At 68.8% G+C, this 26,286-nt stretch carries 27 protein-coding genes and 1 pseudogene; 19 read left to right on the top strand and 9 right to left on the bottom strand.

Annotated features, from left to right (window positions below; translation table 11 throughout):
• The first annotated feature begins 365 nt into the window (after nucleotides 1-365).
• Genes ABD340_RS47710 through ABD340_RS47695 form a run of 4 tightly spaced genes read left to right on the top strand, consistent with a single transcriptional unit; the run spans nucleotide 366 to nucleotide 4,481 of the window.
• On the top strand, nucleotides 366-1,967 hold the full coding sequence (locus ABD340_RS47710; RefSeq protein WP_344598834.1) for a phenylacetate--CoA ligase family protein: 1,602 nt from the start codon (nucleotides 366-368) through the stop codon (nucleotides 1,965-1,967).
• Nucleotides 1,967-2,416 carry a DUF4188 domain-containing protein gene (locus ABD340_RS47705; RefSeq protein ID WP_344598832.1) on the top strand — a complete coding sequence of 150 codons (450 nt, stop codon included), beginning with the start codon at nucleotides 1,967-1,969 and terminating at the stop codon, nucleotides 2,414-2,416. Before ABD340_RS47710 ends, ABD340_RS47705 begins: the two co-directional genes overlap by 1 nt.
• Nucleotides 2,413-3,516 carry a hypothetical protein gene (locus tag ABD340_RS47700; RefSeq protein WP_344598831.1) on the top strand — a complete coding sequence of 368 codons (1,104 nt, stop codon included), beginning with the start codon at nucleotides 2,413-2,415 and terminating at the stop codon, nucleotides 3,514-3,516. The genes ABD340_RS47705 and ABD340_RS47700 overlap by 4 nt, the downstream gene beginning before the upstream one ends.
• Nucleotides 3,513-4,481 (top strand): nitroreductase family protein, encoded by a 969-nt coding sequence (locus ABD340_RS47695; RefSeq protein ID WP_344598829.1) that lies wholly within the window; start codon nucleotides 3,513-3,515, stop codon nucleotides 4,479-4,481. The genes ABD340_RS47700 and ABD340_RS47695 overlap by 4 nt, the downstream gene beginning before the upstream one ends.
• Before the next feature lie 15 nt (nucleotides 4,482-4,496).
• Here the strand turns inward: ABD340_RS47695 and ABD340_RS47690 are convergent, their stop codons facing one another.
• Nucleotides 4,497-4,844, bottom strand: coding sequence for an MDR/zinc-dependent alcohol dehydrogenase-like family protein (locus ABD340_RS47690; RefSeq protein WP_425547559.1), 348 nt, complete (start codon nucleotides 4,842-4,844; stop codon nucleotides 4,497-4,499).
• A gap of 347 nt (nucleotides 4,845-5,191) precedes the next feature.
• On the opposite strand from ABD340_RS47690, the gene ABD340_RS47685 reads away from it, so the two are divergent.
• From ABD340_RS47685 to ABD340_RS47660, 6 genes are all read left to right on the top strand, one after another.
• Nucleotides 5,192-6,049, top strand: coding sequence for an SAM-dependent methyltransferase (locus tag ABD340_RS47685; RefSeq protein ID WP_425547558.1), 858 nt, complete (start codon nucleotides 5,192-5,194; stop codon nucleotides 6,047-6,049).
• Nucleotides 6,050-6,240: 191 nt separating this feature from the next.
• On the top strand, nucleotides 6,241-7,059 hold the full coding sequence (locus ABD340_RS47680; protein ID WP_344598827.1) for a helix-turn-helix domain-containing protein: 819 nt from the start codon (nucleotides 6,241-6,243) through the stop codon (nucleotides 7,057-7,059).
• Between the two features lie 41 nt (nucleotides 7,060-7,100).
• On the top strand, nucleotides 7,101-8,234 hold the full coding sequence (locus tag ABD340_RS47675; protein WP_344598825.1) for an NADAR family protein: 1,134 nt from the start codon (nucleotides 7,101-7,103) through the stop codon (nucleotides 8,232-8,234).
• Nucleotides 8,235-8,251: 17 nt separating this feature from the next.
• Nucleotides 8,252-8,881 carry an alpha-ketoglutarate-dependent dioxygenase AlkB gene (locus ABD340_RS47670; protein WP_344598824.1) on the top strand — a complete coding sequence of 210 codons (630 nt, stop codon included), beginning with the start codon at nucleotides 8,252-8,254 and terminating at the stop codon, nucleotides 8,879-8,881.
• A 335-nt stretch (nucleotides 8,882-9,216) separates the two neighbouring features.
• Nucleotides 9,217-9,603 carry a hypothetical protein gene (locus ABD340_RS47665; RefSeq protein WP_344598822.1) on the top strand — a complete coding sequence of 129 codons (387 nt, stop codon included), beginning with the start codon at nucleotides 9,217-9,219 and terminating at the stop codon, nucleotides 9,601-9,603.
• A gap of 100 nt (nucleotides 9,604-9,703) precedes the next feature.
• Nucleotides 9,704-10,369: a siderophore-interacting protein gene (locus tag ABD340_RS47660; protein WP_344598820.1), complete on the top strand. Its 666-nt coding sequence runs from the start codon at nucleotides 9,704-9,706 to the stop codon at nucleotides 10,367-10,369.
• Nucleotides 10,370-10,373: 4 nt separating this feature from the next.
• On the opposite strand, the gene ABD340_RS47655 is transcribed toward ABD340_RS47660, so the two are convergent.
• The 7 genes from ABD340_RS47655 to ABD340_RS47625 all read right to left on the bottom strand — a co-directional run bounded on the left by ABD340_RS47655 (nucleotide 10,374) and on the right by ABD340_RS47625 (nucleotide 15,696).
• Nucleotides 10,374-12,011 (bottom strand): caspase, EACC1-associated type, encoded by a 1,638-nt coding sequence (locus tag ABD340_RS47655; RefSeq protein WP_344598818.1) that lies wholly within the window; start codon nucleotides 12,009-12,011, stop codon nucleotides 10,374-10,376.
• Entirely contained in the window at nucleotides 12,008-12,355 is a 348-nt protein-coding gene (locus ABD340_RS47650) for an effector-associated constant component EACC1 (RefSeq protein WP_344598817.1), read from the bottom strand. The genes ABD340_RS47655 and ABD340_RS47650 overlap by 4 nt, the downstream gene beginning before the upstream one ends.
• Before the next feature lie 136 nt (nucleotides 12,356-12,491).
• A complete protein-coding gene (locus tag ABD340_RS47645) occupies nucleotides 12,492-12,746 on the bottom strand; it encodes a DUF3427 domain-containing protein (RefSeq protein ID WP_344598847.1) in 255 nt (84 codons plus the stop codon).
• Nucleotides 12,700-13,104: a hypothetical protein gene (locus tag ABD340_RS47640; RefSeq protein WP_344598850.1), complete on the bottom strand. Its 405-nt coding sequence runs from the start codon at nucleotides 13,102-13,104 to the stop codon at nucleotides 12,700-12,702. The genes ABD340_RS47645 and ABD340_RS47640 overlap by 47 nt, the downstream gene beginning before the upstream one ends.
• A 155-nt stretch (nucleotides 13,105-13,259) precedes the next feature.
• On the bottom strand, nucleotides 13,260-14,054 hold the full coding sequence (locus tag ABD340_RS47635; RefSeq protein ID WP_344598815.1) for an ABC transporter permease: 795 nt from the start codon (nucleotides 14,052-14,054) through the stop codon (nucleotides 13,260-13,262).
• Entirely contained in the window at nucleotides 14,051-15,007 is a 957-nt protein-coding gene (locus ABD340_RS47630) for an ATP-binding cassette domain-containing protein (RefSeq protein WP_344598813.1), read from the bottom strand. The genes ABD340_RS47635 and ABD340_RS47630 overlap by 4 nt, the downstream gene beginning before the upstream one ends.
• A gap of 26 nt (nucleotides 15,008-15,033) precedes the next feature.
• Nucleotides 15,034-15,696, bottom strand: coding sequence for a DUF4097 family beta strand repeat-containing protein (locus tag ABD340_RS47625; protein ID WP_344598811.1), 663 nt, complete (start codon nucleotides 15,694-15,696; stop codon nucleotides 15,034-15,036).
• 231 nt (nucleotides 15,697-15,927) lie between these two features.
• Between ABD340_RS47625 and ABD340_RS47620 the strand changes: the two genes are divergently transcribed.
• The 7 genes from ABD340_RS47620 to ABD340_RS47590 all read left to right on the top strand — a co-directional run bounded on the left by ABD340_RS47620 (nucleotide 15,928) and on the right by ABD340_RS47590 (nucleotide 23,218).
• Nucleotides 15,928-16,686 (top strand): helix-turn-helix domain-containing protein, encoded by a 759-nt coding sequence (locus ABD340_RS47620; protein WP_344598810.1) that lies wholly within the window; start codon nucleotides 15,928-15,930, stop codon nucleotides 16,684-16,686.
• A gap of 182 nt (nucleotides 16,687-16,868) precedes the next feature.
• A complete protein-coding gene (locus ABD340_RS47615) occupies nucleotides 16,869-18,077 on the top strand; it encodes a sensor histidine kinase (protein ID WP_344598808.1) in 1,209 nt (402 codons plus the stop codon).
• A complete protein-coding gene (locus ABD340_RS47610) occupies nucleotides 18,074-18,727 on the top strand; it encodes a response regulator (protein WP_344598807.1) in 654 nt (217 codons plus the stop codon). Before ABD340_RS47615 ends, ABD340_RS47610 begins: the two co-directional genes overlap by 4 nt.
• A gap of 153 nt (nucleotides 18,728-18,880) precedes the next feature.
• Nucleotides 18,881-19,510, top strand: coding sequence for a hypothetical protein (locus ABD340_RS47605; RefSeq protein ID WP_344598805.1), 630 nt, complete (start codon nucleotides 18,881-18,883; stop codon nucleotides 19,508-19,510).
• A gap of 88 nt (nucleotides 19,511-19,598) precedes the next feature.
• A complete protein-coding gene (locus ABD340_RS47600; RefSeq protein ID WP_344598803.1) occupies nucleotides 19,599-20,744 on the top strand; it encodes a serine hydrolase domain-containing protein in 1,146 nt (381 codons plus the stop codon).
• 1,408 nt (nucleotides 20,745-22,152) lie between these two features.
• Nucleotides 22,153-23,022 carry a helix-turn-helix domain-containing protein gene (locus ABD340_RS47595; protein WP_344598802.1) on the top strand — a complete coding sequence of 290 codons (870 nt, stop codon included), beginning with the start codon at nucleotides 22,153-22,155 and terminating at the stop codon, nucleotides 23,020-23,022.
• Nucleotides 23,006-23,218 (top strand): DUF397 domain-containing protein, encoded by a 213-nt coding sequence (locus ABD340_RS47590; RefSeq protein ID WP_344598800.1) that lies wholly within the window; start codon nucleotides 23,006-23,008, stop codon nucleotides 23,216-23,218. Before ABD340_RS47595 ends, ABD340_RS47590 begins: the two co-directional genes overlap by 17 nt.
• Nucleotides 23,219-23,413: 195 nt before the next feature.
• On the opposite strand, the gene ABD340_RS47585 is transcribed toward ABD340_RS47590, so the two are convergent.
• Nucleotides 23,414-23,833 carry an SRPBCC family protein gene (locus ABD340_RS47585; protein WP_344598799.1) on the bottom strand — a complete coding sequence of 140 codons (420 nt, stop codon included), beginning with the start codon at nucleotides 23,831-23,833 and terminating at the stop codon, nucleotides 23,414-23,416.
• Nucleotides 23,834-23,935: 102 nt separating this feature from the next.
• Between ABD340_RS47585 and ABD340_RS47580 the strand changes: the two genes are divergently transcribed.
• Together ABD340_RS47580 and ABD340_RS47575 are read left to right on the top strand one after the other, a co-directional pair.
• Nucleotides 23,936-24,394 carry a MarR family winged helix-turn-helix transcriptional regulator gene (locus ABD340_RS47580; protein ID WP_344598797.1) on the top strand — a complete coding sequence of 153 codons (459 nt, stop codon included), beginning with the start codon at nucleotides 23,936-23,938 and terminating at the stop codon, nucleotides 24,392-24,394.
• A gap of 508 nt (nucleotides 24,395-24,902) precedes the next feature.
• Nucleotides 24,903-26,286 (top strand): annotated as a pseudogene (locus ABD340_RS47575) (DNA-directed RNA polymerase subunit beta); the annotation flags it as partial.

Raw genomic sequence — 26,286 nt, 5'->3', positions numbered from 1 at the left:
GCGTGGAAGACCTTAATATCCGGGGGATGACCGCCACGCGGGCAACGCCGATGTGAACGCGGCATCCAACATCGCTCACGCAGCGCGGCAGGCTGCGTCGGCCGCCGGACCGGCGGTCGCTGCGCGGGGACGCCCCGGAGCACCGGGACGGACGAACCGCGAACCCCAACCCGTCCTCCTCCCCTGAGGACACGGGTTGAGATCCCCCTCCTTTTTCAGGAAGGGGAGGAGGTCAATGAGTAGTTCGGCGGGGGTGTGATGAGTAGTACGACGGGTGGCGCCTCGGCTACCCTGCCGATTCAATGATCACAATTCGGCTGGAATAGTGACGGGCCGGGCACCGTGTGGCGGGGTGGGGAGCGGTCATGGCAGGGGCGGAAGGGCGGCTGGCGCCGCGGCTGGGGTCGTTGACGCCGGTGGAGCGCTGGCGCAGGGCGCGGCTCCAGGCCTACTCGTGGCTGCTGACCGGTGTGTACAGGAGCGCGTCGGTCCATCCGGCCGTCTGGCGGTTCGTGGCGCGCGGCTACCATCCCGTCCTCGACCGGCTGGCGGCGCGGCACGCTCGTGTGGCCTGCGAGTTCGGCGCGGTGGACGTGCCCGCGTACCGCGATTTCGTCCAGCGGCACGGAGCCGGACGGCGGCCGCGCAAGCTGGCGGACTTCCCGGAGATGACCAAGCAGAACTACGCGGCCGTGTACGACGAGGCCAGCCGCTGCCAGGAGGGCAGGCTGCACCGGGCCGGCGTGATGGTGGACGAGTCGTCCGGCTCGACCGGCAAGCCGTACAACTGGGTCCGCGGCCCGCGCGAGCTGAAGGCGATCTACCGGAACGCGGCCGGGTACATCGAGCTGGTCTTCCCCGGCGAGCGACTCTTCGTGATCAACGGCTACTCGATGGGGGCGTGGGCCACCGGCACCACGACCGGGACCGCGATGACGCGGATCGCGATGGTGAAGAACACCGGCCCCGACCTGGAGAAGATCGTCGACACGCTGGAGCACTTCGGGCCCGGTTACGACTACGTGGTCACCGCCTATCCGCCGTTCCTGAAGCATCTGCAGGACCGGCTGGACGCGATCGGGTTCCCCTGGGAGAAGTACCGGATCCGGGGGATGGTCGGCGGCGAGGGCATGACCGAGGCGCTGCGCGAGTACCTGGAGCGGCGGTTCGAGGAGGTCCGCTCCGCGTACGGGGCCAGCGACCTGACGATCGGGATGGGCGCGGAGACCGGGTTCACGGTGTGGCTGCGCAAGCGGCTGGCCGCCGACCCCGAGCTGCGCCGCGAGCTGCTGGGCGAGACCGAGCAGCGGCTCCCGATGATCTTCCACTACAACCCGCTGGAGACGTTCCTGGAGGTGAACGGGCGGGGCGAGCTGCTCTGCACGATCAACACCAAGAGCTGCCTCCAGCCCAAGCTGCGCTACAACGTCGGCGACGAGGCGCTGCTGCACCCCCTGAACCGGGTCAAGGAGATCATCCGCCGCGATCCCGAGCGCTGGGCCGACTGCCTGAAGGCGACGGCGGACGAGAAGATGGCGCTCCCGCTGCTGTTCCTGTTCGGCCGGGCGGACAGCACGATCTCCTACATGGGCGCCAACCTCTACCCGCAGGACGTGGAGTACGGCCTGTACGAGGGCAACCCCCACGCCGCCGACATCGCCCGGTTCTGCATGTCGCTGGAGGAGCTGCCCGACCTGGAGTCGCGTCCGGTCGTCAACATCGAGCTGCGCGAGGGCGTGGAGCTGGACGAGGAGGCCACCGCGGTGCTGGTGGAGACGTGCCGCAAGGGCGTGCTCGACCACCTGGCGACGGTGTCACGGGACTTCGCCGCCTCGCTGAAGGAGGATCCGGCGGCCGGCGACCTGCGGGTCCGCGTGTTCGCCGAGAACGAGGGCCCGTTCGCCGGGGTGAGCAAGCTCAAGAACACCTACCTGGTGCAGGACGCGGAAGCGAAGGGAGCGGCCTGATGCGGACCACTGATTTCAGCAAGGCACCGCCGCAGGGGCAGGCCACGGCGATGTTCGTGGGCGCGACCCGGTACCGCGGCCCGATCTCGATCATCACGTTGAGCTTCACCTGGTACCGGATGGTCCGCGACATGAAGCGGATGAAGGGGTACCGGTGGCACAAGGTCTACTGGGAGTTCCCGTTCACGCTGGGCACGATCGCGTTCTTCAGCGACCGGGACGCCCTGCTCCGGTTCGCGCGCAGCCGCCACCACCGCAAGCTCATGGTGTGGGTGACCGATGGGAAGAAGAACGCGACCGGCGGCTACATCCGGCTCTACAACGCCGAGCCGGAGGGGTACAGCAACGGGGTCTGGCGGGCCGAGGGCGATGTGATGGCGCACATCCCGGAGTTCTCGGCGCTGACGGGTGAGGAGCAGGGGCCGCCGGTCGTCCGTGAGCGCCGGTGAGCTTCTCGTTCACGGCGGTGGAGGGCCGCCGCGACCTGCGGGAGTTCATCGGATTCACGCGGCGCGTGTACGGGCGGGACGCGCGGTACGTCCCGGCCATGGCGCAGCAGATCCTCGGCTGGCGGAGCGGCGAGGTCCCCGGCGTCCGCCTCCACCTGCTGCGGGACGCGCGAGGCGACGTCGTGGCCCGGACGACGCTGCACACCGACGCCGATTTCGACGCCAAGCTCGGCAAGCGGGTGCAGCTGTTCGGCCTGACCGAGTTCCTGGACGAGGACGGCGTGCCCGAAGCGCTGTTCGACGCGGTCTGCGCGGCGGGCCGGGCGGCGGGCCGGGACGCGGCGTTCGGCCCGGTGTCGCTGCTGCCCAACCAGTCGGGCGGGGTCATCACCTCCGGGTACGAGGAACGCGGTTTCATCGACAGCGCCTGGAACCATCCCTACTACCCGCGCGCGTACGAGGCGTCCGGCTTCACCCGCCGTTTCGAGTCCGACACCTGGATCTGCCCGACGACCGCCGACCCCGACACGACCTTCGCGTTCGACGACGCGCGGATCGCCGCGGAGGGCCTCGTCCTGCACCGGGGCGACAAGAAACGCTTCCGCGAGCAGCTGCCCGTCCTGCGCGAGATGCTCAACGACAGCTTCGCGCAGCTGGGGTACTACACCGATATCTCCGCCGAACAGCTCGACCGGCAGACCGACGGCCTGGCGTACCTGATCGACGAGTCGCTGCTGCTCTACCTGACGAAGGCGGGACGCCCCGTGGCGTTCGTGCTGTGCGTTCCGGACATCTCCGAATACATCTGCAAGGTCGGCGGCGACCTCAACCTCCGCAACCAGGTGCGCCTGCTGCTCACGCGCTCCCGCTACCGGCGCGACGCCGTCCTCATCATCAAGGGGACGGTCCCGGACGCCCAAGGGCACGGCTACATGCGGCTCCTCTCCCGCGAGCTCCAGCGCAATTTGCGCGCCGGCGGATATGAATTCCTCCGCAGCACGTATGTGGAGCGCACCAACCCCGGTTCGGCGGCACAATACGAGGCGATGGGCGGACGTCCCCTGCACGGATACACGTTCTACGAGAAAGAGTTCCATTGAAGCCCGACGCACTGCGCGAGCTCGAACCGGACTTCTGGCGCGCCCCGAGCGCGCACAACACCCAACCCTGGCTGCTCCGCTACCTCGACGACGCGGTCGAGATCGGCTGGGACCCGGCCCGTACGCTCCCGGTGGGCGATCCCAGCGGCCGGGACCTGCGGCTCGCGCTGGGCGCGTTCACCGAGACCTGCCTGATCGTCTGCGCGGACGCGGGGCTGCGGGTGGATTTCCGGCAGGCGCACTCCGAGGCCGATCGCCGGGCCGGGTACCTGGCGGGCGCGGAGGGGCTGTACACGACGCCGTTCACCACTCAGGACGTGCGCGACCGCCGCACCGGACGGGGCGCCTACGAGCCGGGCCACCTGGACGAGGCGGTGCTCGGCCGGCTGGAGAACCTGGCCGCGGACGAGAAGGCGGAGGTCCGCCGCGTCCCGTCCCGCGATCTGATCGAGCTGGCCTTCGAGGGTGACCACCACCAGTTCTCGACCCCGCGCATCGCGCGCGAGCTGCGCGAATGGCTTCGCCTCGATCCCGCGGACCCGCGTTACGAGCAGGACGGCCTCACCGATCGGGCGCTCGGGCTGAGCGGCCTGGAGACGCGTGCGCTGCGCGCCGCGCTGTCGCCGCGCGGCTATCCCGTGCTGCGCCGCCTGGGCGTGCCGAAGCTGCTGGCGTCCGCGTCCCGCAAGACGCTCGACTACGACGGCGATGTCGTCGTCCTGGTCGGGCGGCCCGGTTGCACGGACGGCGAGCAGGTCGCCCTGGGCCGCGTCCTGATGCGGCAGTGGCTGACCCTGTCAACGCTCGGCTACACGACCCATCCGGTCAGCCAGATCATCGACGCGGAGATCACCAAGCAGCGCCTGGCCCGGATGCTCGACATCGACGACCCGTCCCGCCTGCTCAACATCACCCGGGTGGGCCGTCCGAAGGCCACCCCGCCCAGGTCCGCCCGCCTCCGCTGAGGCCTTCAGCCGCGCTCAGGGGACGAGGACGGCGCGGCCTCGGATCTTGCCTTGGTCCAGGTCGGCCAGGGCCTGGTCGAAGTGGTCCAGAGGGTATTTCACGGTGTGCAGGCGGACCCGTCCGCCGGCGGCGAGGGCCATCAGTTCCACCAGGTCGTTGTAGCTGCCGCGGGCGGCGGTCAGGGCGCGCAGCGCCTGGACGCCGATGTGCCCGAGCCCGCCCGCGCCGATGATCACGGCGGTGTCGCCGGGGCGCAGCCGTCCCGCGTGCCTTGCGGGCCGCGTGGTAGGCGGTGAGCCCGGCGTCGGCGAGCGCCGCGACGTCGGCCGGTTCCAGTACTGGTGGACGCGTGCGGCCTTCAACGGCTTCTCCTTCGCGACGCGTGATGCGGGTACCGGTCCCCTTCCCGGCCTAGGCCGAGCGGAACGCGCCTCCAGGACCCGCCACAGCGCGGCCTCACAATGGGCCACAGGTGGTCGTGCCAGGGATCTGCCGGCTCGTCCGGGATGATTGTTACATTGCGGTTTCTCTGCTCTGACCTCGGCCGGAGCCATTTCTTGCGTACTGGCCGGTATTTAATCGATGCCCTTCACGGGCGTTCCGAAAGGAGCGGTGGGACGGTCCAAAATAAAGAATCCCCGCATTTCTCGTGATGTCGGCCTAGGTTGGGGGACGGCAGCGAATCGACGGACGAAGGAGATGCCGGACCGTGCAGGATGACACGTCAGGCCGTGCGCAGGGCTCCCAGCATTCCCAGCCGTCCCCGGAATCCCCGGAGCAGGCGCCCCCGGCACCCAAGATCAATACCGATGTCCCGCATTCCGCCCGCATCTGGAACTACTGGCTGGGCGGCGTCGACAACTACGAGGTGGACCGCGTCGCCGGTGAGGAGTACAAGGAGGTGTTCCCCGAGATCTCCTTCCTGGCCCGGACGAGCAGGCACTTCCTGGCCCGCGCCGTGCGGTTCCTGGCCGGCGAGGCCGACATGCGCCAGTTCCTCGACGTCGGCACCGGCCTGCCCACGGTCGACAACACCCACGAGGTCGCCCAGCGGGTCGCCCCCGAGTCGCGCATCGTGTACGTCGACAACGACCCGCTCGTGCTGGCCCACGCCCGGGCCCTGCTGACCAGCACGTCCGAGGGTTCCACCACCTACCTCGACGCCGACCTGCACCGGCCCGAGCAGATCGTCGCGCGGGCGCGGAAGGTCCTCGACTTCGACCGCCCGGTCGCGCTCATGCTGATGGGCATCACCGGCCACATCGTCGACGCCGGCGAGGCGCGGTCGATCGTGCGCACCCTCGTGGACGCGCTGCCCTCCGGCAGCTACTTCACGCTGTACGACTTCACGAGCGACAACCCCGTCCTCAACCAGGCGCAGACCGGCTACGACGACACCGGCGCCGTCCCCTACGTGCTGCGCTCCCACGACCACATATCCAGCTACTTCGAAGGGCTGGAGGTGGTCGAGCCGGGAATCGTCACGCTGCGGCAATGGCGACCGGAGATCGAAGCGCCCGACGCCAAGGACGACCCCACCCTGTGCGCGGTGGCACGCAAGCCTTAAAGGCCGCAGCGACAGATCTTCACGCTACGTATGGTTGTGTGTGCAGCCACCGCTATAGGTCGAGCTATAGTGAAATTCGTTGTGTGCCGGTCGCCCCCTGAGGAGCCGTCTTGGTCTCCATCACGACTACGAGCATCGGGCCCCGTAAGAGCGCGCCCGCGCCCCTCAAGGGCGACCCTCTGGTTCCGAGGATGCTGCTGGGCAAGAGGCTGCGCGAGCTGCGCCTCGACCATGGCGTCACACCCGACGAGGCCGCACACGCCGTCGGCGCCTCCCGATCCAAGATCACACGGATGGAGCTGGGCCGCATCGGGCTGCGGTCCGCCGACGTCGCCGCGCTGCTCACCCGCTACGGCGTCCATGACCATGGCGAGCGCTCCACCCTGCTCGCACTCGCCGAACAGACCGGCGCGCGGGCCTGGTGGTACGAGCTTCGCGACGTCGTCCCCAAGTGGAAGCAGCGCTATCTCAGCGCCGAAGGAGCCGCCCGCCTGGTCCGCTGCTTCGAGGACGAGCACGTGCCCGAACTGCTGCGCACCGAGGCCTACGCGCTGGGCGTCATGCGCGGCGACGGCGCCGTGCTCGACCCCGCTCGCCGGCTGGACCTGCTCGGACAGAGGCAGCCCATCCTCCGTCGCCGCCCACGCCCGGTCAACCTGTGGGCCGTGCTGGACGAATCCGTGCTGTGGCGGACGGTCGGCGACGCCGCCACGATGCGGGCCCAGTTGGAGCACCTCAATGAGATCTGCTGGCGGCCCAACGTCACCATCCAGATCGCACCGATCAACATCTGCGGCCGGGTCGCCACCGACAGCCCGCTCACCCTGGTCCGCTTCCCGCAGCAGCACCTGAGCGACCTGGTCTACCTAGAACGTTCCGGCGGCGCCGACTACCCGGCCCGCCGCGCCGAGATCGAGCACCACTGGCACGTCTTCAACACCCTGGTCACCGAGGCCGCGCCGCCCGAGATGACCCCGCTCTACATAGAACGCGCCCTCGGCGAGTACTGAACCGGCGAGTCCGGCGCGCGGTCTCCCTAGGCTTGTGCACCGTGACACGCGAACGCACCTACCGCATCGTCGACGGCGAACGGATCGAGGGCACCTGGCGGCCGATCTTCATCCGCAACGTCGACTACCACCTGACCGACCTGCTGATCTTCGCCGACGGCGCGATCTGGTGCTGGGAATGGGTCGACCTGGACGGCCTGCGCGCGAAACTCGAATCCGGCTGGGTCGCCACCACCCTCGAACCGGGCGCCCGCGCCACCGCCCACCACCTGGGCGCCTGGCGGTTCGGCGAACCGCGCTCCGCCCTCACCGCCGAAATGCTGCTCGGCGAGGTCGCCGACGAGATCGACCGCCTCAACGACCGCCCCGACTCCACCGACCGGTGCCTCCAAGCCCTCGACCGCTACCTGGACACCCGTACCGAAGAGGACCGGCAGGCGCTCCGCGACGCCTACCTCGACATCCCCGAACATCTCCGCGTCTACGCCCTCGGCGACATGGACAACAAGGACCGGCCCTTGGCCGTCCTATGCACCCCCTTGGGTGAACCACTGCTCGCCAACAGGACACCGGGCTCAGCCCCCGCCGTCACCGAACGGATGCGCGAACAGGCCTACGCCTACTTCGGAGACAGCGCCCAAGCCAAGGAGCGCTTCACGGCCCCGCGCCCGGCCGACGACCCCGAAACACCGTCCACGCCCTTGCACGTGACCCAGACCGTCTACCCGCAGGGCTGGCCCACGGACCCGGGTCCGCACTTCCTCCAGAACGACTACCCGGCCCCCATCGAGATCGCCTCCACGACCTACCCGACGGTCGAGCACGCGTACTGGGCCCTGTCGACCACCGACCCGGAGATCCGCGAGCGGATCCGCCAGGCCGACCGTGCCGTCGAGGCCAAACGCCTCGCCCGCGACGCGCCCCGCCTCCCCTCGTGGCCGGACGCGAGGGCCGCCGTCATGGCCCGGCTCCTGCGCGCCAAGTTCCGCCAGCACCCGCGCCTGGCCGACTACCTGCTCAGCACCGGCGGCACGCACATCCACTACGGCGGCGGCTCCGAATCCGGCTACTGGGTCACCCGCGACCAGAGCGGCCGCAACTGGAAGGGCCGCCTCCTGGAACTCGTCCGCTCCGAACTGACCGCCGAACAGGTGATCGAACACATGTTTGACTGAGGACGTACAATGGGGCCATGACCAGGGCATTGCAGGGCTCGCTCCTCGACCTCGGCGACGAGGCGGGCCCGCGCGAGCTCGGCGCGACCGTACGGCGCACGCACCTCGCGCACGGAGCCTGGATCGACCTGCGGCCCGGCTGGATCGCCGGAGCCGACGACCTCTACGAACGGCTGGCCGAGATCGTCCCGTGGCGCGCCGAAAGCCGCCGCATGTACGAACGCGTCGTCGACGTGCCCCGCCTCCTCGGCTTCTACGACGAGGGCGCCCCGCTGCCCGACCCCGTCCTCGTCCAGGCCAGGGACGCCCTCAACGCGCACTACGAGCCCGAGCTCGGCGAACCGTTCCGCACCGCCGGCCTCTGCCTCTACCGCGACGGCCACGACAGCGTCGCCTGGCACGGCGACACCATCGGCCGCGGCCGCACCGAGGACACGATGGTCGCGATCATCTCGGTCGGCTCCCCGCGCCCGCTCCTCCTGCGTCCCCGTGGCGGCGGCCACACCCTCCGGTACGACCTCGGGCACGGCGACCTCATCGTCATGGGCGGCAGTTGCCAACGCACCTGGGAGCACGCCGTCCCGAAGAGCGCCCGCGCCACCGGTCCCAGGATCAGCATCCAGTTCCGCCCCCGCGGCGTCCGCTGAGCACATCGCGGTGCAGTGCTCGCAGCAATCGCCGTCCTCCGGACGCATTCGTCCGGGCCGAAAGCGGCCTGACCTCGGGTCTGTCTCGAAGTGGTCTCAGGTACCGCGCGAGCGCGCTACCTGGCCGGTGGGGGCGATGCCGGAGGCGAGCGTCACCGGGCAGATCGCGAAGCGATGTCGCGCTCGCCCCAAGCCCGGTCAGGGTGCGAGCCGCCAGACGAGCACCCTGGGCCGGGATTGCAACGAATACAGGGCTGACTCGTCCGTAGCGGTGGCCCTACTATGAGGTGATCCCGCGGGGCAGCGGACGGTTGAATTTCGGCTGAGGTGATCTGATGTACCCGGTTCCCCATGGTGGTGGTGAACCCGTTCTGCTGCAGATCGGCGACATGGCCTTGACGAGCACGCACGTCATCCTTCCTTACGGCCAGTTCCCGTTGCACGGCTCACAGTGGACCGTCCAGGACTCCACGCAGGTCAGCGAGGGCATTGCCCCAGTCGGCATCGTCCTGGCCATCGTCTTCGTCTGGTTCTGCCTGCTGGGCCTGCTCTTCCTCCTCATGAAGGAACGCCGCTACCTCGGCTTCGTGTCCATCTCGGTCACCGGTCCGGGCTTTCACCACGTTGCCCAGTTCCCCGCGGGTCCGCAGTCGGGCGCGTGGGCAGCCAACGCGGTCGCCCAGGCACGCGCCATGGCCGCGGCCGCGCCGCCCATGGCGTAACCACCGCCGCCGGCCCGACTCCGAGGGCCTCGTGCGCGCCGAGTAAACGCGATGTATCGTGTCTCGCCTAACGCGATATATCGCTTCTCGGAGGCCCTCCATGCGTCTGCGCGACCTGTTCTTCGTCACCGGCACCGTCGAGAGCACCGTCCAGATCACCAAGCGCGTGCGCCGGCTGCGGATCGCGTGCCCGTCCCAGACCTGGACGCCGGGCCAGCAGATCCGCATCAGCGTCGACGGCCTGCTGACCCGCCGCAGCTACTCCATCTGGGACGGCGACGAGATGGCCCTGGAGATCTGCGTCCTCGACCACGGCGACGGCCCGGGCGCCCGCTGGGCACGCACCGCCGAGCCGGGCCAGGAAGTGGTCTTCACCAAACCCGAAGGCTCCTTCGTCCCGCACCCGGCCCCGCACCACCTCTTCGCCGGTGAGGAAACCGCCGCCGTCCCGTTCGGCCCCATGATTCGCTCCTTGGGCGACGCCCCCGTCCACGCCGTCATCGAGGTCGACACTCCCGACGACCAACTCCCCCTCGACAACGTCACCTGGCAGTACCGCAACGGCACCCCCGCGGCCTCGTCCAAGACCCTGGTGGACGCCGTCAAGCGCTTGGACCTCCCCGCCGAACCGGGCATCGCCTACCTGGCCGGCGAGGCCCGCACCATCCAGGCCATCAAGACCCACCTCATCCAAGACCGCGCCTGGCCCCGCCGCTCCGTCCGGACCAAGCCCTTCTGGACCCCAGGCAAGAAAGGGATGGAGTAACCCTTCAAGCCGGCCGCGACTGGCTGCGGTAGAGACCCCGGTGGTAGCGCACGTATTCAATGCCGACCTTGTGCTTGGGCACGGCGGCCAGCTGCGCGAACGGCTCGCCGGTGATCTCGTCGATCACCTGGAGGTCGTCGTCGACGGTGATGGTGCCCAGCTCGAGTTGTACGCGGTGCGTCGGGCACACGCACAGGATGTTCTCGGCGACGTCCGGCCCTCTGTGCGGCCTGGCGAGAGCCCTGAGATGAAAGGTCTGGGCAAAGCGGAAACCCGCGGGGGACTGCAATGTGACACCGCAGATCTGGCACTGGAACTGGTGTTCCTGCTTGACCTTGTCGGCGATCCGCCGGTCCCCGTAGACGCCCAGCGCCACCGGCTCCCAGCGGTGCAGATCGATACCGGGCTGGTCGACGATCGAGTTGGACGGCACGATCGGCGGCGTCGAGTCGCGAAGCTTCTCCAACCGGAACTGGATGATCCGGAAGCCGTCGGTTCCGATGGTCGTCCAGTAGCCCTCGACCGTGTAGAGCCCGTCGTACCTGTATCCGGCGGCGGGAGAGTGCCGTTCGTCTCCGGCCGAACCGCGGACCACCCGGACGGGATACCGCGTGGTGATGCTGGCGAGCAGCGCGGCGTTGCCCGGTGAGGTCGGATCCTGGTTCTTGACCTGCCGGCCGTTCTCCTGACCGCCGTGCCCGGTGTAGACGATGACATCCCCGTCGTCCTCGTCATCGGGATATCCACCGGACAGCACGATGGATTCTGCGCCGCCGTTGTGGTGCGTCCCGCAGATCCCGGCCTGTAGCGGTCGATGGACCTTGGCCTCATGAAGTTCCTGCCTGCTCGGAAAGTGCGCACCTTCCTCGTAGCCAGGAACCTCCCCGTACCCTGGCGGTGCCTTCGTGGCGGCCCTGGCACGGTTCCTGATGAGCGTGACCTGCCCGGCGTCGTTGCGGTCCTGACGCCAGGGAAGCGGGCGGGCCTTGGCCTCCATCTCGCCCTTGACCCGCTGGAAGATCTGCTCCAGGGTGAGGAGCTCGCCGGCTTCGGGAACGCCGTTGCGGATCACTTCGATGAGTTCGTGCGTGAAGGCGGTGAACTCGGCCCCCTCGGGGGCGAGCGAGGTCCTGGTGGGCGGCGCCGAGGTGATCGTGTAAGTGCCCTCGATATCGGTGAAGGCGGACACCGCGCCGGACCCCATGGTGTAGACGGCCTTGCCGCTGAAACAGCAGTCCAGGACGACGATGCGGACTTGGGCCCGGCTGTTCTTCACGGTCGTCCGCAGGGTGTCGTACGCCACCGCCGTGTAGTGGGAGCGCGTGCGGTCGTCGCGAGTGCCGGGCACCCCGAGGTAGAGATCGCCGTTGGGGCCGAGCACACCATGACCCGCGAAGTACACCAGGAGGACTTCGCCCGCCTCGTCCGCCGCATCGTGGACCGGAGTGATCATCTCCTGCGGGTCGGCGGGATCCTCCACCACCTCGCAGTGCTGCGGTGACAGGCCCCAGACCTCGTGCCGCATCAGCTCCTGCCGCAGCGCCCGCAGGTTGCGGGCGACGGCGGGCAGCGCCGCCATGTGCTCGTACTGAGCGGTCCCGATGAGGACGGCGCGTGATTCGTGCGGGTCGGGCTGCGTCACGACTCGTCGGAGTCCAGCTTCTTCGCGACCGACTCGGCCGTCTCGTCCGTGGTCTCCGACAGGGGGATCTTGGTGTTCCCGCGCTCGATGGTGCCGTTGGCCTTGCCGCCGCGGGCGGCGCGCCAGGCGAGGTAGGCGAGGACGAGCTCGGCCGCCTGGAAGCCGTCCTCCACGGCCACCTGGATCGCGTCGAGGACCGTGCCCATCTCGCCGGGCCGGGCGGGGGCGGACCGCAACGACACCCGCGCATGCCTGCGGATCTTGGGCTCGGCCAGCAGCCAGTCATGGAGCGACTGGAGCTCCTCGTCGGCCTCCGCGCCCTCCATGCGAATGGTAATTCCCATGAAACTCCCGATTCTCTAGGAACCGGATATTTCCAGAGCGGCCGGCTCGCTGGCAATTGACCGACGGTAGAAGCGGAAGCAAGGCGCCGACACGACGGCATCGGTGCTCAGTGTGCGGTCTCGCCGGCGAATGGACTCAGCCGGTGTTGACCTTCGCGTAGTGGAAGACGTCGGCGGGCAGCGGGTGGGCCAGGTCCCACAGGATGCGCATCGGACGCTCGCCCTCGTGGCCGCGATACGTCATGGGACCGGCATAGAGGTACGGGGGCGCGCCGGCGTCCGTCGCACGGATGAAGAGGTGCACCGTGGAGCCCTGCTCGGCGTGGTGGACGTAGCGCCGGCCGTCACGCGAATCCTCGCGGGTCGCGCTCTGGGACTCCCAGTGGAACAGCGTCGGGGTGATCGCGCGGTCGTTGCCGACGTGCGTCGGCGGAGGCCCACTTCGGCGGGGACGGGGCGTCCAGGACTTCACGCAAGAAGCTCAGCCGTTCGGGATCGTCGATGTGCAGCATGCGCCCGATGGCCTTCGCGAGCTTCCCGTCCTCCTGCACGTCGTCCACCGGACGACGCTCATAGCCCGCCTCGCGGCGTAGCCGCACCCAACCGCCGCGACCGCCCTCGTACAGATCCTCAAGTTCCCGCCCCGTCTCGCCGAGGAAATCTCGAAGGCCGACATCGCCGAGGTCACGCAGCTCCGACACCGCCTCCCGGACGCGGAAGCCGAGCGACCGTTTGACGTTGTCGAGCACGATGCGGCTGACCTCGCGGTCCAGGTCGATGGCGCAGCCGGGTCGGCCCAGCGCTCGCTGCGATCCGGTCGATGCGAGAGGCGGAAAGGTTCAGGGCCGTCAGACCGTTGGTCTGACGGCCCTGTTCGGCCGGTTCATGGTCAGGTCGTCGACGGTCAGCGGCTGGGGTCGCGGCTGAACAGCTTCATCGACCAGAGGAAGCCGACGATGGTGATGCCCACGGACCAGGCGATGGTCTGGTAGGCGCTGTCGCCGATGGCGTCGCCCATCAGCAGGCCGCGCAGGGTCTCGATGGCGGGGGTGAACGGCTGGTACTCGGCGAACCAGCGCAGGGCGGTCGGCATCGATTCGGTGGGCACGAAGCCGCTGCCGAAGAACGGCAGGAGCATCAGCAGCAGGGGCGCGTTGCTGGCGCCCTCGGGGTTCTTGGCCACCAGGCCGAGCGCGACCGCCAGCCAGGTGAGCGAGAGGACGAACAGCGTCAGGAGACCCGCGGCGGCGATCCACTCGGCGGGGTTGGCATTCGGCCGGAAGCCGATCGCCAGGGCGACGGCGGTGACGAACACGACGCTGATCGCGATGGAGATCATGCTGCCGACGACGTGCCCGGTGAGGATCGAGGATCGGGAGATGGCCATGGTCCGGAACCGGGCGACGATCCCCTCGGCCATGTCCATGGCCACCGAGATGGCGGTGCTGGTGGCGGCGCCGACCGTGGTCATCAGGATGATGCCGGGGGTCACGTAGTTGATGTAGGTTTCGCGGCCTCCCCCGCCGGCGAGCCCGTTTCCGAGCGTGCCGCCGAAGACGTACACGAACAGCAGCAGGAGGACGACCGGCATGCCGATGAGCTGCACCGTCATCGCCGGATAGCGGAGCATGTGCTTCAGGCGCCGGCGGATCATCGTCGCCGAGTCGGCCAAGGTGTGGGTGCGAACGGCGGTGCTCATCGAACTTCGTCCTTGTCCTTGGGGTTGCCGGTGAGGGTGAGGAAGACGTCGTCGAGGTCGGGGGTGTGCACCGACAGCTCCTCGACGTCGATCGACTGGTCGTCCAGGCGGGCGAGCATCCGCCGCAGCGAGCCGACGCTGCCGTCGCTGGGAACCTGCACGGTGAGCGCATCGCCGTTCAGGAAGCCGGTGCCGAGCGCGCGGAGCGCGGAATCGACGCCGTCCTCGTCGGCGAATCGCAGGGTGACGTGCCCGCCGGGGATGAGCCGCTTGAGCTCCTCGGGGGTGCCCTCGGCGATCAGCCGTCCGTGGTCGAGCATCGCGATGTGGTCGGCGAGCTGGTCGGCCTCCTCCAGGTACTGCGTGGTGAGGAAGATCGTGACTCCGCTCTCCGCCAGGTCCCGGACGATCTGCCACATGGTGCGGCGGCTGCGCGGGTCCAGGCCGGTGGTGGGCTCGTCCAGGAAGATGATGCGCGGGTTCCCGACCAGGGTCATCGCCAGGTCCAGCCGGCGCTTCATGCCGCCGGAGTAGGTGGACGCCATCTTCTTGCCGGCCTCGACCAGGTCGAACTGCTCCAGCAGCCGCGCGGTGAGCTGCCGGCCCTCGCGCCGCGGCAGGTGGTGCAGGTCGGCCATGAGGTTGAGGTTCTCCTCGCCGGTGAGGAGCTTGTCCACGGCCGAGTACTGGCCGGTGACGCCGATGGACGCGCGGACCGCCTGGGGGTCCTTGGCCAGGTCGTGGCCCGCCACTCGGATGTCGCCGCCGTCGGCGCCGATCAGCGTGGACAGGATCTGGACGGTGGTGGTCTTGCCGGCGCCGTTGGGGCCGAGCAGGGAGAAGATCGTTCCTTCGGGGACGGCGAGGTCGATGCCGTCCAGGACGACCTTGTCGCCGGTTTTGTCGCGGTAGGACTTGCGCAGCCCGGTCGCCGCTATGGCCAGGGGGGTCATGGTGAGGGCTCCTCAGAGAGTGCGGGTCAGAGGCTGCGGGCGGTGATGTCGCCGTGGGCGGTGGTGGCGTGGATGTCGAGTTCGGCGGTGCCGTCGTTCTTGAGGGCGTTGCTGATGCGGCCGTGGGCGGTGCCGGCGTCCATGGAGGCCGAGACGCCGGCGGCGGCGTGGACCGAGATGTCGCCGGACTGGGTGCGGAGCACGACCGTGCCGCGCATGGCCTCGGCGATGCGGATGTCGCCCCTTTGGGTGCTGATCTCGGCGGGGCCGCCCAGGCGGCCGACTTCGATGTCGCCGTCGGTGGCGGTGAGGCGGAGGCCGGCGGCCTCGTCCACCTTGATCTGGTGGTAGGCGCCTTCGAAGGCCACGTCGCCGAGGCGGCCGACGGCCCGGAACTCGGCGCTGCCCGCCTTGGCCTCGACCTGGGAGCCGGCGGGCAGCTTGACCGTCACCTCGATGGATCCTGAGGGGCCGAGGTACTGGTTCTTGGCCGGGGTCTGGATCCGCAGGACTCCGTCGGCGTAGTCGACCGTGGTCTGCTCGGCCGCCTTCACGTCGCGGCCCTTGGAGGCGTTGGCGGGCAGGACCTCGACCGTGGTGTCGGCCCGGTCGGCGGCGAGGAACTGCACGCGCCCGGCCGGGATGTCCAGGACGGCGGCGATCGGTGCGGGGGTGTCGAACTTGTGCATCGTGCTCTCCCTGCGCTCTGCGACTTGATGTTTCGAACACTGGAAACGCTACGTTGCCTTAAGGGATCCATCAACCATCACGTTGCATATAATCAGCATCTATGCAGCTCAAAGCCAAAGAATCGTTGCGATGGCCTTGAACGACAACGCAACGGCAGACCTGTAGTCGTTGCAGTGGAGTGGGCGTGAACGCTATCCTGCGGGCACCGACGACGCACGAAGGAGATCGCGATGCCCGCAGGCAGGCTCACCCAGCAAGACCGCCAGCAGATCGCGCTCGGGCTGGCCGACAACCTCGCCTACGCGGAGATCGCCCGACGTCTGGGCCGCCCCACCTCCACGATCACGCGTGAGGTGATGCGCAACGGCGGCCCCGCCGGCTACCGCGCCGAGTTGGCCCACCGCGCCACCGAAGGCCGCGCGCGTCGGCGCAGGAAGGCCGCGTCCCGGGGGCCGGAGTCGGTCCCCCAGCCATACGGACGTGACGCCGAGGCCGTGCGCGAGTACGAGGAGATGTTCACCACCGTCCTCATGCAATCGGGCATGTCCAACAAGATGATGGCCCGGATCATGGTCTGCATTTACACCACCGACTCCGGCAGCCTCACCGCCGCCGAACTCGTCGCCCGCCTCCAGGTCAGCCCGGCGTCCGTCTCCAAGGCGATCAAGTTCCTCGAGAGTCAGGCCCTCGTCCGCCGCGAACGCGACGAACGCCGCCGCGAGCGCTACGCCGTCGACGACGACCTCTGGTACCAGTCGATGATCCGCAGCATCCGGGACAACGCCCAACTCGCCGAGACCGCCCGGCAAGGCGTCGCCACCCTCGGCCGCGACACCCCGGCCGGCGCCCGCCTCGAGAACGCCGCCCGCTTCCTCGACTTCGTCGGCGAGAGCCTCACCCGCGCCACGGAACAGGCCCGCGAAGTTCTCTACACGAAGGCCGAAGCGACCTCGGACGGCACTGCCAAGCCAGAATCAGGTCGCGGATAGACAATGGTCATAGCCGAACCTGCTGTGTTGCTCGACGCTGCGCGCCCAGGGGATCGCCGCGGCCGAACGGCGCCAGGTCAAGGGGAAGACGCTGCTCGGAAAGCAGCACATCGGACGGCCCCGCGTCCTGGGCCCCGCCGAACCAGACCGGCTTCGACCGTATTGGCCGCGATACTGGGTGGATGTCGGATCGGTTGCGCGGTTTGGGCCGCCTCACGCGGCCGCGGTCGCGTGCGGGTACCGGCCGTCTTGTGGACGTGCTGATCGCCGCGGCGGTCGCCGTCCCGGTGTTCGTGCCGTTCGCCACGGCGCCGGAGGTGACGCCGCTCGGCGTGGTGTTCAACCTCGGCACGGTCGTGCCGCTCGTGTGGCGGCGGCGAGCGCCGTTCGCGGTCGCGCTGGCCGTGGCGTGCTTCGCCATGGGGGTGTCACTGCATCACCGGCCGGGCCAGATGCTGCAGTACGGCGGTCTTGTGGCCATCTACACCCTCGCCGACCTGGGGCGGCATCGCTGGCAGCGCTGGGGCTTCATCGGCGCGCTCGTGGCGACGATCCCGCCCGGCGCGCTGCTCATCAAGGACAACGACGCGGGCGAGTTCATGTTCACGCTCCTGCTGCCCATGACGGCGTTCCTGCTCGGCACGCTGGCGCGGACCGCGCGGGAGCGGTCGAACGCGCTGGTGGAACGCTCCGCGCAGCTCGAACGCGAACGCGAGGCGCTCGAACGTGAACGCCAGGCCGAGGCGGCGCGGGCGGCGGCGGAGGAACGGGCCCGCATCGCCCGCGACATGCACGACGTGCTCGCGCACGCCGTCAGCATCATGGTCGTTCAGGCCGAGGCCGGTCCGGTGGTGGTCCACACCGATCCCGAGCAGGCCGAACGGGTCTTCGACGCGATCGCCGGCGCGGGCCGGGACGCGATGGCCCAGTTGCGCCGCATGCTGGGCATCCTGAAGGAGGAGCAGGACCACGGCGTACGCGCGCCTCAGCCGACCATCGGCGCGCTGCCCGGCCTGGTCGAGCACGTCAACCGCACCCAGGTCCACGTGCGGCTCACGGTCGAGGGCGTGAGCCGTGACCTCCCCTCCGACGCCGACCTGGCCGCGTACCGCATCGTGCAGGAGGCGCTCACCAACACGCTGAAGCACGCCAACGCGCGGGCGGCCGAGGTCCGGCTCCGCTGGACCGACCACGAACTGGAGATCACGGTGACCGACGACGGGCAGGGCCACGCCGAAAGCGATCCGGGCTGGCGGCGGGGCGGCGACGGCCTCATCGGCATCCGTGAACGCGTCGTCGCCTGCGGCGGCACGGCCGAGGCCGGTCCCCTGCCGGGCGGCGGGTTCCGGGTCTTGGCACGTCTCCCCTACGTCGCGACGGTGGCCGTGTGATCCGGGTGGTGCTCGCCGACGACCAGGAACTCGTCCGCAGCGGCTTCGCGATGATCCTGGACGCGCAGCCCGACATCGAGGTGGTGGGCGAGGCAGGCGACGGCACCGCCGCGATCGCCGCCGTGGGCGAACACGACCCCGACGTCGTGCTGCTCGACATCCGCATGCCGGGCCTGGACGGCATCGAGGCCGCGAAGGTCGTGTGCGCCGAGCACCGGGCCCGCGCGATCATGCTCACCACCTTCGACCAGGACGACTACGTCTACGACGCGCTCTACGCCGGTGCGAGCGGGTTCCTGCTCAAGGACGTGCGCCGCGACGACCTCGTGCACGCGGTCCGGGTGGTGGCGGCGGGGGAGTCGCTGCTCGCGCCCGCCGTCACCCGCCGCCTCATCTCCGACATCACGCGCAACCGCCCGCGCGCCGGTACGACCACCTCCGACCGCCTGTCGGTCCTGACCGAACGGGAGCGCGAGACCCTGCGCCTCCTCGGCCGCGGCCTGTCGAACGCGGAGATCGCCGCGGCCATGGTCGTCAGCGAGCACACCGTGAAGACCCACGTGAGCAACGTCCTGGCCAAGCTCGGCATCCGCGACCGCGTCCAGGCCGTGATCGCCGCGTACGAGACCCGGCTGATCGAGCCCTCCTGAGGGGCGGCTCCCTCGCGCGGGGGAGCCGCACCCCGGTTCTCCCCCGCGTCACCGATGCCCGAAGACCGCTCGCGGCGGCGATCCGTCCGGCCGCCGTCTCCCTGAAGATCGAGAACGCAAGAACGCAGGTCTCGAACTCCAGGGGAACCGCTCATGACCAGGATCGCCTTCCATCTCGCCCCCGCCCTCATGCTCGCCTACGGTGTCGTCCGCCTCATCGACGGCCGTGACGGGCAACACGGCCCAGGACCCGCCTGGACGGTGGGCCATCTGATCTTTCTTGGTTCCCTCCTGCTGTACGGCGGGGTGATCGCGGGCCTGTACGGCCGTGTCCGGGCCACGGCCGGTGGCACCGCACGCAGGGTCACGGCAGGCGTCGCGACCGCGGTCGCCGCGTACGGACTGGTGACGTTCGTCCGCGTCGCGATCGTCGACATCGTCGTCGGCCTGCAGGCCGCGGACAAGGCCGAGAAGAGCATGCTCGCCGACCGGTACGCCGACGTCCCCGCCGTACTCCCCCAGGCGATCTACGAGATCGGCCCGGCGTTCTTCATGCTCGGGCTGCTCGCGCTGCTCGTCCAGTTCGCGGTCGTCACCCCGGGACGCAAGGCGGGGGCCGCCCTGAGCCCCGTCCTGATCGCCGCCGGCTTCGTCGCCATCACGCTCAACCTGGACCTGCTCCCGGTGGGAGCGGCGCTGATCTGGCTCGCCCTCGCCCCGTTCACCCGCCGACACAGTTCCTCCCCCGTGTCCCCCGGGACGGGGGCCCGCGTGGCGGCCTAGCCCGACGCGGGGCGCGATATCCCATCCGATCGGCCACTGATCACTACTGGACGCAGAAGAGAGCACACATGATCAAGTAAAGGCGTGCATGCGCGGCGCGCTCACCCTGGCCGTGGCAGCCGGTGTCGCGGTGAGCGTACTGACCGGCGGCACCGCGGCCGGAGCAGGCAACGGCGCCGACCAGGCTCGGCTGCGTCAACTCCTGGACCGGCTGACCACGATCGACGGCGGGCCCGGAGCGCTCCTGCACCTGCGTGATCGGCACGGCGACACGGTGCTGACCAGCGGCGTCGCGGACGTGAACAGCAATGCACCGGTACCCCGCGACAGCAGGTTCCGGATCGGCAGCATGACCAAGCCGTACGTGGCCACCGTCATACTGCAGCTGGTGGGAGAGCATCGCGTCTCGCTCGATGCACCGGTGGAACGCTATCTGCCCGGCGTTGTCCGTGGAAAAGGCCACGACAGGCGGAGGATCACCGTCCGCCAGTTGCTTCAACACACCAGCGGCGTGCCCGACTACCTCGCCTACGTCGACCCGCAGGAGATCCTCAAGGACCCGCTCGCCCACCACGACACCCGCGATCTGGTGAACCTCGCGCTCGCCCACCCACAGGCCTTCAGGCCCGGCCGCGGCTGGCGCTACTCCAACACCAACTACCTGCTGGCCGGCATGCTCATCGAGAAGGTGACCGGCCACACCTGGGCCGAGGAGATCCACCGGCGCATCATCACCCCGCTGGGCCTGCGCGAGACGTCCGTGCCGGGTGACGGCTCGGCGATCCCTGGACCGCACCCGCGCGGGTATGTGCGGCCGGGCCCGGACGCGCCGCTCAGGGACCTCACCGCGTTCAATCCCTCGGTCGCGGGCCCGGCCGGTGCGATGATCTCCAGCGGCGCCGATGTCGACCGGTTCCTGGGCGCGCTCGTCAACGGCCGGCTGCTGCGCCCGGCCCAGCTGCGGGAACTGATGCGGACCCGGCCGACCGGCGACTCCGACGGCCGGGCCTACGGCCTCGGCCTGGAGAGCAGGCCACTGCCCTGCGGCGGCCTGTACTGGGGGCACAGCGGCGACATCTTCGGGTACGAGACCGTGAGCGGCGCCACCGTCAACGGCAGCCAGGCGACGGTCATGGTGAACCTCGACCCGGGTGGTACGGACGCGCAGAGCAACGACATGAAGACCGCCGTCCAGACCGCGCTCTGCCCGGACCGGTCCACCACCTCCCAGTAGCGCACAACCGAAGCCGTTACTGCAGGAGTGCGACTTTCGTCGGCACCCCGCTGCAGGTTAGGGCGGCCCTGCGGACTGGCGTCGATCAGGCTGATGATGCGTTCAGTGGTCTCGTGCAGGTCGGTCAAGGGTTGCCGGACAAGGCCGTTGCCTTCTCGCCACGAGAAGGCTTTGGGGTCGACCCAGACGCTGAGATCGTCCGCGGTGATGACGAGGCCGCCCTCTCTGCGGCAGGTGGACCGGATCCCGCGTGTCCGGAGCGTCAGAAGCAGCCGCTGCGCGGCCACGGCCGACGTAATGGTGTGCTCGGGCTCGGGCCAGGGGGTGGGAGTGGCAAGGGCGAACCATACGGCCTTGCCCAGTGTGGGTGTGCAGGCCAGGCGCGAGCGGGTGAAGTGGGATCCCGTGTCGGACGCCAGCGCCGCGACGATGCCGAGGCCCTTGCCGTGCTCGTCCAGCAGATGACACATCACCGGGCTCGGAAGGCTAGTGCGGGAGGTGTCGAAGAGCGAGACCACGAGTTCGTGGCGCGGATGGGTTCGAGCCCAGATCCAGAGTTCCGGTGGCACGCCCGCCGCCTCGGCATGGAGATGGACGTTGGTGGCCAACTCCGAGACGGCGAGCTTGGCGTCCTCGATGAAGTCGTCCGGCAGGTTCAGCGCGTTCAGCGCGCTGACCACCAGCGAGCGCGCCAGCGAGGCGCAGCGGGGGCCAGGGCGAAGCTGGAAGGCACACGCCCCTCCGGCAGGGATGTCAGTGGCGCTGCCGGTCCTCATCGCTCATCCCTCATTGGGCGCATGGCGCCATGGTCTGCGTCGCGTCGTCGGCTGTCCCTGTGGACGAGGCGACCCGAGGCACGGCGGAGAAACCGACGGCGCGGTCCTCCCGAGTGGACGCCAGAGTTCGTTCGGGAGTCGGCAGGTCCCGCAGGGAAAGGCGCCGCCTGGAGCGCAGCGATCATGCTGGTGAGTTCACTCGGAGTCGCCGCTTTGAGCGGGCGGTCGCAGGCCATGGCCCAGTAGTGGCCGTGCCCAGCCACATGGCGGCATCGGGGAAGTGGCGCTTGAGCTGCGTCAACGCCAGCTCGCCGCCCCTGGCCCAGATGGCGGGACGGCTCGTTGGGGCGACCATGACATGGCCTGGGACGGGCCGCGGAGGAGGTGCAAAGGGCGCGTCCAACTCGTGCGGTGGGGGCTTCGCGCGATGGTGCATGGGGTGGACCTCCAACGTCCGATCAAGGTCCCGGTGGGTGTGCCGAGCGAGCCGGGCGATCACTATCTGTGAAGGCATCGTCACGAAGCATCATGACCTGAGCGCGTCCCGATGTCCATGCACTTGTTCATTTTCTTCAGAGTGAATGTTACGTTCCGTGTGAAGTGGTCACTTAGAGCTGCCACACTTGCGCAGCATGACGCCCGAGCAGAGCCCGACCGTCCGCCACCGCCGACTCGCCCGCCAGCTACGCGAAGCTCGCAAGCACTCCGGGATGTCCATGGAGGCCGCGGCGGCCGCTCTCGGCTGGAGCCGTCCCAAACTGGTCCGGTTCGAGACCGCCAAGACCCGGCCGAGGCCCGCGGATGTCGCGGCGATGTTGGACCTCTACGGTGGCGGCGACGCGATCAAACTGGCCCTCGTCCAGCTCGCCAAGGACATCCGCAAGCGCGGCTGGTGGGCGGCGTTCAACGACGTGCTCACCGGATCGTTCGCGGAACTCGAAGACGACGCTGTGCGCATCCGTACCTGGCAGGTCCAGTTCGTGCCCGGGCTGCTGCAGATCAGCGACTACGCGCTGGCGCTCATCCGCATTGGCAGTCCGGAGCAGTCAGAGGCAGTCCATCTGCGACGCCTCCAGGCACGCATGGCGCGGCGGACGATCCTTGAACGGCAGGAGGGGTCTTCGCTTGCGGTGATTCTGGACGAGGCGGTCCTCAGGCGACCGGTGGGAGGTCCGGAGGTGATGGCACGCCAGCTTGACGCGCTGGTGAACGAGAGTAAGAAGTCCAACATCAGCCTGCGAGTTCTTCCAGCTGCGTCTGGAGAGCACGCCGGAATGGACGGGCCCTTCGTCGTCCTGAGCTTTGAGGGGGCGTTGGACCCGGATGTCGTGTATTTGGAGGGAATGGGAGGGGAGATCTACGTTGAAGATGTCGGTCAGGTCAACCGGTGTAATGTGAGGTTTGACCGGATTTCGGATCAGGCTTTGTCCGAGGAGCGCTCGGTGCAGCTGATCGCCGACATCGCGAAGGAGTACCGGCAAACCGATGAACCTCCCAGCTGAAGCCTCACGAGTTCGCTGGCGTAAGTCCAGTCGCAGCAGCAGTTCCGGCAGCGACTGTGTTGAGATCGCCAGTGTGGGGGGCGCGGTCGCTGTCCGGGATTCCAAGGATCCTGCAGGTCCCAAGCTCCTGTGCACGCGTGCGGCCTGGCGTGAGCTGTCTCGCAAGGCGGCGAAGGGCGAACTCGACGTTGTGTAGCGCCAGTGCAGCCAAGCAGGAAGCGGCGACTTGGCTGGCCTGACCGAGCTGCTCACTTATCGGTGTTGGTCAGCAGGCCACGCGCGACGATGGCCGGGCCCTGTGGTGGGGCCCGGCCATCGTGGTGCGGTGTTGATCTGTTGTGCGTGGACGTCGCGTGTCCGTGGGAGCGGGGGATGATCGTCGTCCTGCGGGTCAGCTGGTGGCCAGGAAGGCGGTCAGGCCGTCCAGGAGCATGTTGCTGCCGGCTTCGGCCTGGTCGCGGTCTTCGGCGGTGTCGAAGGTCTGGGAGAGCGTGATCTTGGTGCCCTCGCCGTCGGCGGCCAGGTCCATGGTCATCAGGGCCGGCTCGTCACGGCCGGGCACGTTCATGCCCATCACCAGGCGCTTGTTCTCCTCCACCTCGATGTAGGTGCCGGTCAGCGGGACGCGGGCACCGCCGGGGATGACCATCACCGAGCTCCAGGCGCCGCCGGGCCGCACGTCCAGGACGACCTCTTCGGCACTGGCCCACTTGGCGTAGTCGTCGGCGATCGTCCAGGCCTGCCATACCGCGTGGACGGGGGCGTCCAGGCTGCGGGTGAGGGTGTAGTCGAAACCCGTGGTGCCGGTCATGGTGGATCTCCTTCGGATGGGCCCCGGTGGGGGGATCAACTGCGAGGAGACTATAATCACGATCAATGACTGTCAAGATTCGTGACTAAATGAGGGGTTGTGATGACCGGCACCACGCCACAGGAGGATCTGGGGATGCTGATCGGGCAGCTGGGACGCTCACTGCAGGACGAACTGTTCACCACGCTGGCCGAGCAGGGCCACGACCAGGTACGACCGCGGCACGGCACCGTGCTGGCCTTCCTGCCTCCCGACGGCGCCCGCGCCACCGACCTGGCCCGCCGCGCCGGCCAGCACAAGCAGATCGTCGGCGTGATCGTCGACGAGCTGGTCAAGCTCGGCTACGTCCGTCGCGAACCCGACCCCACCGACCGGCGAGCCAAACTCATCGTCCCCACCGAACACGGACTCGACGAGATCGCCAAAGCCCGCGCCACCCTCGCCCGCATCGAGCAACGCCACCGCGAGGACCTGGGAGAGGACACCTACCGCGCCTTCAAAACCGCACTGGCCCACATCACCCGCTCCCAACGCGCCTGGCGCCCCGGCGCCCACCGGTAACGAGACCAAGAGGTGGGGGCGGACGTGCGGTCAGGGGCGGTGTCCGTCTAGATAGGGAAGGGCCGCTCGGCGCTGCCGAGATCTCGCTTGATGGGGGCCGCGCACATGGGTTGGCAGGCGCCGCTGTACGCGGTGGCGATCCCTGTCGGTCCAGGATGTCGGCCTGCTCCGGCAGGGGACGACGGCGCGTGGCCGCCGCCTGTGGCATGCTGCGTCGTGCCCGCTTGGACGCGATCGCCGAAGCGGCTCAACTCGACCTCCTGGCCGTATACGTGTTCAGGTCCCTCAAGGGACTTTTTCGTGCGTACGGCTTGACGAGCTCTACGTGAGCATGCGATTCTGGTCCCGGGATAGAGGTTGACAATTATTGTAGGCGTGGACTTTGGTCTGCATTTTGCTCTATGCTACTCTTCCGCGCTTGCCCTCGGCGTCCCACTCCTCCGTTCGGCTGTGATGTCGTCTGGCGCGCGTGTCGTCAGTCCGCCGCAAGCCCTCGGAAGGACATCTGTTGGCATCATCCTCCGCCGTACCCGCTGGTCCCCGTCGCGTTTCCTTCGCGCGCATCAAGGAGCCGCTCGAAGTCCCGGACCTCCTTGCGCTGCAGACCAACTCCTTTGACTGGCTGCTGGGCAACGAGAGGTGGAAGTCCCGGGTCGAGGCGGCCCAGAAGGCTGGAGACAAGGCCCCGACCCAGTCGGGCCTGGAAGAGATCTTTGAGGAGATCAGTCCCATCGAGGACTTCTCCGCGACCATGTCGTTGTCGTTCCGGGATCATCGGTTCGAGCCGCCCAAGTACTCCGTTGAGGAGTGCAAGGACAAGGACATGACCTACTCCGCCCCGATGTTCGTCACGGCGGAGTTCATCAACAACACCACCGGTGAGATCAAGAGCCAGACGGTGTTCATGGGCGACTTCCCGCTCATGAGTCCCAAGGGCACCTTCATCATCAACGGCACCGAGCGGGTCGTGGTCTCGCAGTTGGTCCGCTCGCCCGGCGTCTACTTCGACCGCGCGCTCGACAAGGCCTCGGACAAGGACATCTACGGCTGTCGGGTGATCCCAGGACGTGGCGCCTGGCTCGAGTTCGAGATCGACAAGCGTGACAACGTGGGTGTCCGTATCGACCGCAAGCGCAAGCAGCCGGTGACGGTGCTGCTCAAGGCGCTGGGCTGGACCGAGGACCGTATCCGTGAGCGGTTCGGCGCCTATGAGTCGATCAATGTGACGCTGGAGAAGGACCACACCTCCGGCCAGGACGACGCGCTGCTGGACATCTACCGCAAGTTGCGTCCGGGTGAGCCGCCGACCAAGGAGTCGGCGCAGACGCTGCTGGAGAACCTGTACTTCAACCCCAAGCGCTACGACATGGCCAAGGTCGGGCGTTACAAGGTGAACAAGAAGCTCGGTCTGGACCTGGAGATGAACCAGGGCACGATGACCGAGGACGACATCGTCGCCACCATCGAGTACCTGGTCCGGCTGCACGCCGGCGAGGAGGAAGCGACCGTCGGGTCGACCCCGGTCCCGATCGAGACCGATGACATCGACCACTTCGGCAACCGGCGGCTGCGCACGGTCGGTGAGCTGATCCAGAACCAGGTCCGGCTCGGCCTGGCGCGGATGGAGCGGGTGGTCCGGGAGCGGATGACCACTCAGGACGTCGAGGCGATCACGCCGCAGACCCTGATCAACATCCGGCCGGTCGTGGCCTCCATCAAGGAGTTCTTCGGCACCAGCCAGCTCTCCCAGTTCATGCAGCAGAGCAACCCGCTGGACGGCCTGACGCACAAGCGGCGGATGTCGGCGCTGGGGCCGGGTGGTCTGTCGCGTGAGCGGGCGGGCATGGAGGTCCGTGACGTCCACCCCTCGCACTATGGGCGGATGTGTCCGA

The organism is Actinomadura vinacea (assembly GCF_039532545.1).
GTDB lineage: Bacteria > Actinomycetota > Actinomycetes > Streptosporangiales > Streptosporangiaceae > Spirillospora > Spirillospora vinacea.
Note: the sequence above shows the minus strand (reverse complement) of the source record. Positions and strands in the feature narration are given on the sequence as shown.

What these genes read in the sequence shown, in the direction of transcription:
- ABD340_RS47710 (WP_344598834.1), top strand. Translation starts at nt 366, where the DNA reads ATGGCAGGGGCGGAAGGGCGGCTGGCGCCGCGGCTGGGGTCGTTGACG.
- ABD340_RS47705 (WP_344598832.1), top strand. Translation starts at nt 1,967, where the DNA reads ATGCGGACCACTGATTTCAGCAAGGCACCGCCGCAGGGGCAGGCCACG.
- ABD340_RS47680 (WP_344598827.1), top strand. Translation starts at nt 6,241, where the DNA reads ATGCTGCTGGGCAAGAGGCTGCGCGAGCTGCGCCTCGACCATGGCGTC.
- ABD340_RS47670 (WP_344598824.1), top strand. Translation starts at nt 8,252, where the DNA reads ATGACCAGGGCATTGCAGGGCTCGCTCCTCGACCTCGGCGACGAGGCG.
- ABD340_RS47665 (WP_344598822.1), top strand. Translation starts at nt 9,217, where the DNA reads ATGTACCCGGTTCCCCATGGTGGTGGTGAACCCGTTCTGCTGCAGATC.
- ABD340_RS47660 (WP_344598820.1), top strand. Translation starts at nt 9,704, where the DNA reads ATGCGTCTGCGCGACCTGTTCTTCGTCACCGGCACCGTCGAGAGCACC.
- ABD340_RS47650 (WP_344598817.1), bottom strand. Translation starts at nt 12,355, where the DNA reads ATGGGAATTACCATTCGCATGGAGGGCGCGGAGGCCGACGAGGAGCTC.
- ABD340_RS47635 (WP_344598815.1), bottom strand. Translation starts at nt 14,054, where the DNA reads ATGAGCACCGCCGTTCGCACCCACACCTTGGCCGACTCGGCGACGATG.
- ABD340_RS47630 (WP_344598813.1), bottom strand. Translation starts at nt 15,007, where the DNA reads ATGACCCCCCTGGCCATAGCGGCGACCGGGCTGCGCAAGTCCTACCGC.
- ABD340_RS47625 (WP_344598811.1), bottom strand. Translation starts at nt 15,696, where the DNA reads ATGCACAAGTTCGACACCCCCGCACCGATCGCCGCCGTCCTGGACATC.
- ABD340_RS47620 (WP_344598810.1), top strand. Translation starts at nt 15,928, where the DNA reads ATGCCCGCAGGCAGGCTCACCCAGCAAGACCGCCAGCAGATCGCGCTC.
- ABD340_RS47615 (WP_344598808.1), top strand. Translation starts at nt 16,869, where the DNA reads ATGTCGGATCGGTTGCGCGGTTTGGGCCGCCTCACGCGGCCGCGGTCG.
- ABD340_RS47605 (WP_344598805.1), top strand. Translation starts at nt 18,881, where the DNA reads ATGACCAGGATCGCCTTCCATCTCGCCCCCGCCCTCATGCTCGCCTAC.
- ABD340_RS47600 (WP_344598803.1), top strand. Translation starts at nt 19,599, where the DNA reads ATGCGCGGCGCGCTCACCCTGGCCGTGGCAGCCGGTGTCGCGGTGAGC.
- ABD340_RS47595 (WP_344598802.1), top strand. Translation starts at nt 22,153, where the DNA reads ATGACGCCCGAGCAGAGCCCGACCGTCCGCCACCGCCGACTCGCCCGC.
- ABD340_RS47590 (WP_344598800.1), top strand. Translation starts at nt 23,006, where the DNA reads ATGAACCTCCCAGCTGAAGCCTCACGAGTTCGCTGGCGTAAGTCCAGT.
- ABD340_RS47585 (WP_344598799.1), bottom strand. Translation starts at nt 23,833, where the DNA reads ATGACCGGCACCACGGGTTTCGACTACACCCTCACCCGCAGCCTGGAC.
- ABD340_RS47580 (WP_344598797.1), top strand. Translation starts at nt 23,936, where the DNA reads ATGACCGGCACCACGCCACAGGAGGATCTGGGGATGCTGATCGGGCAG.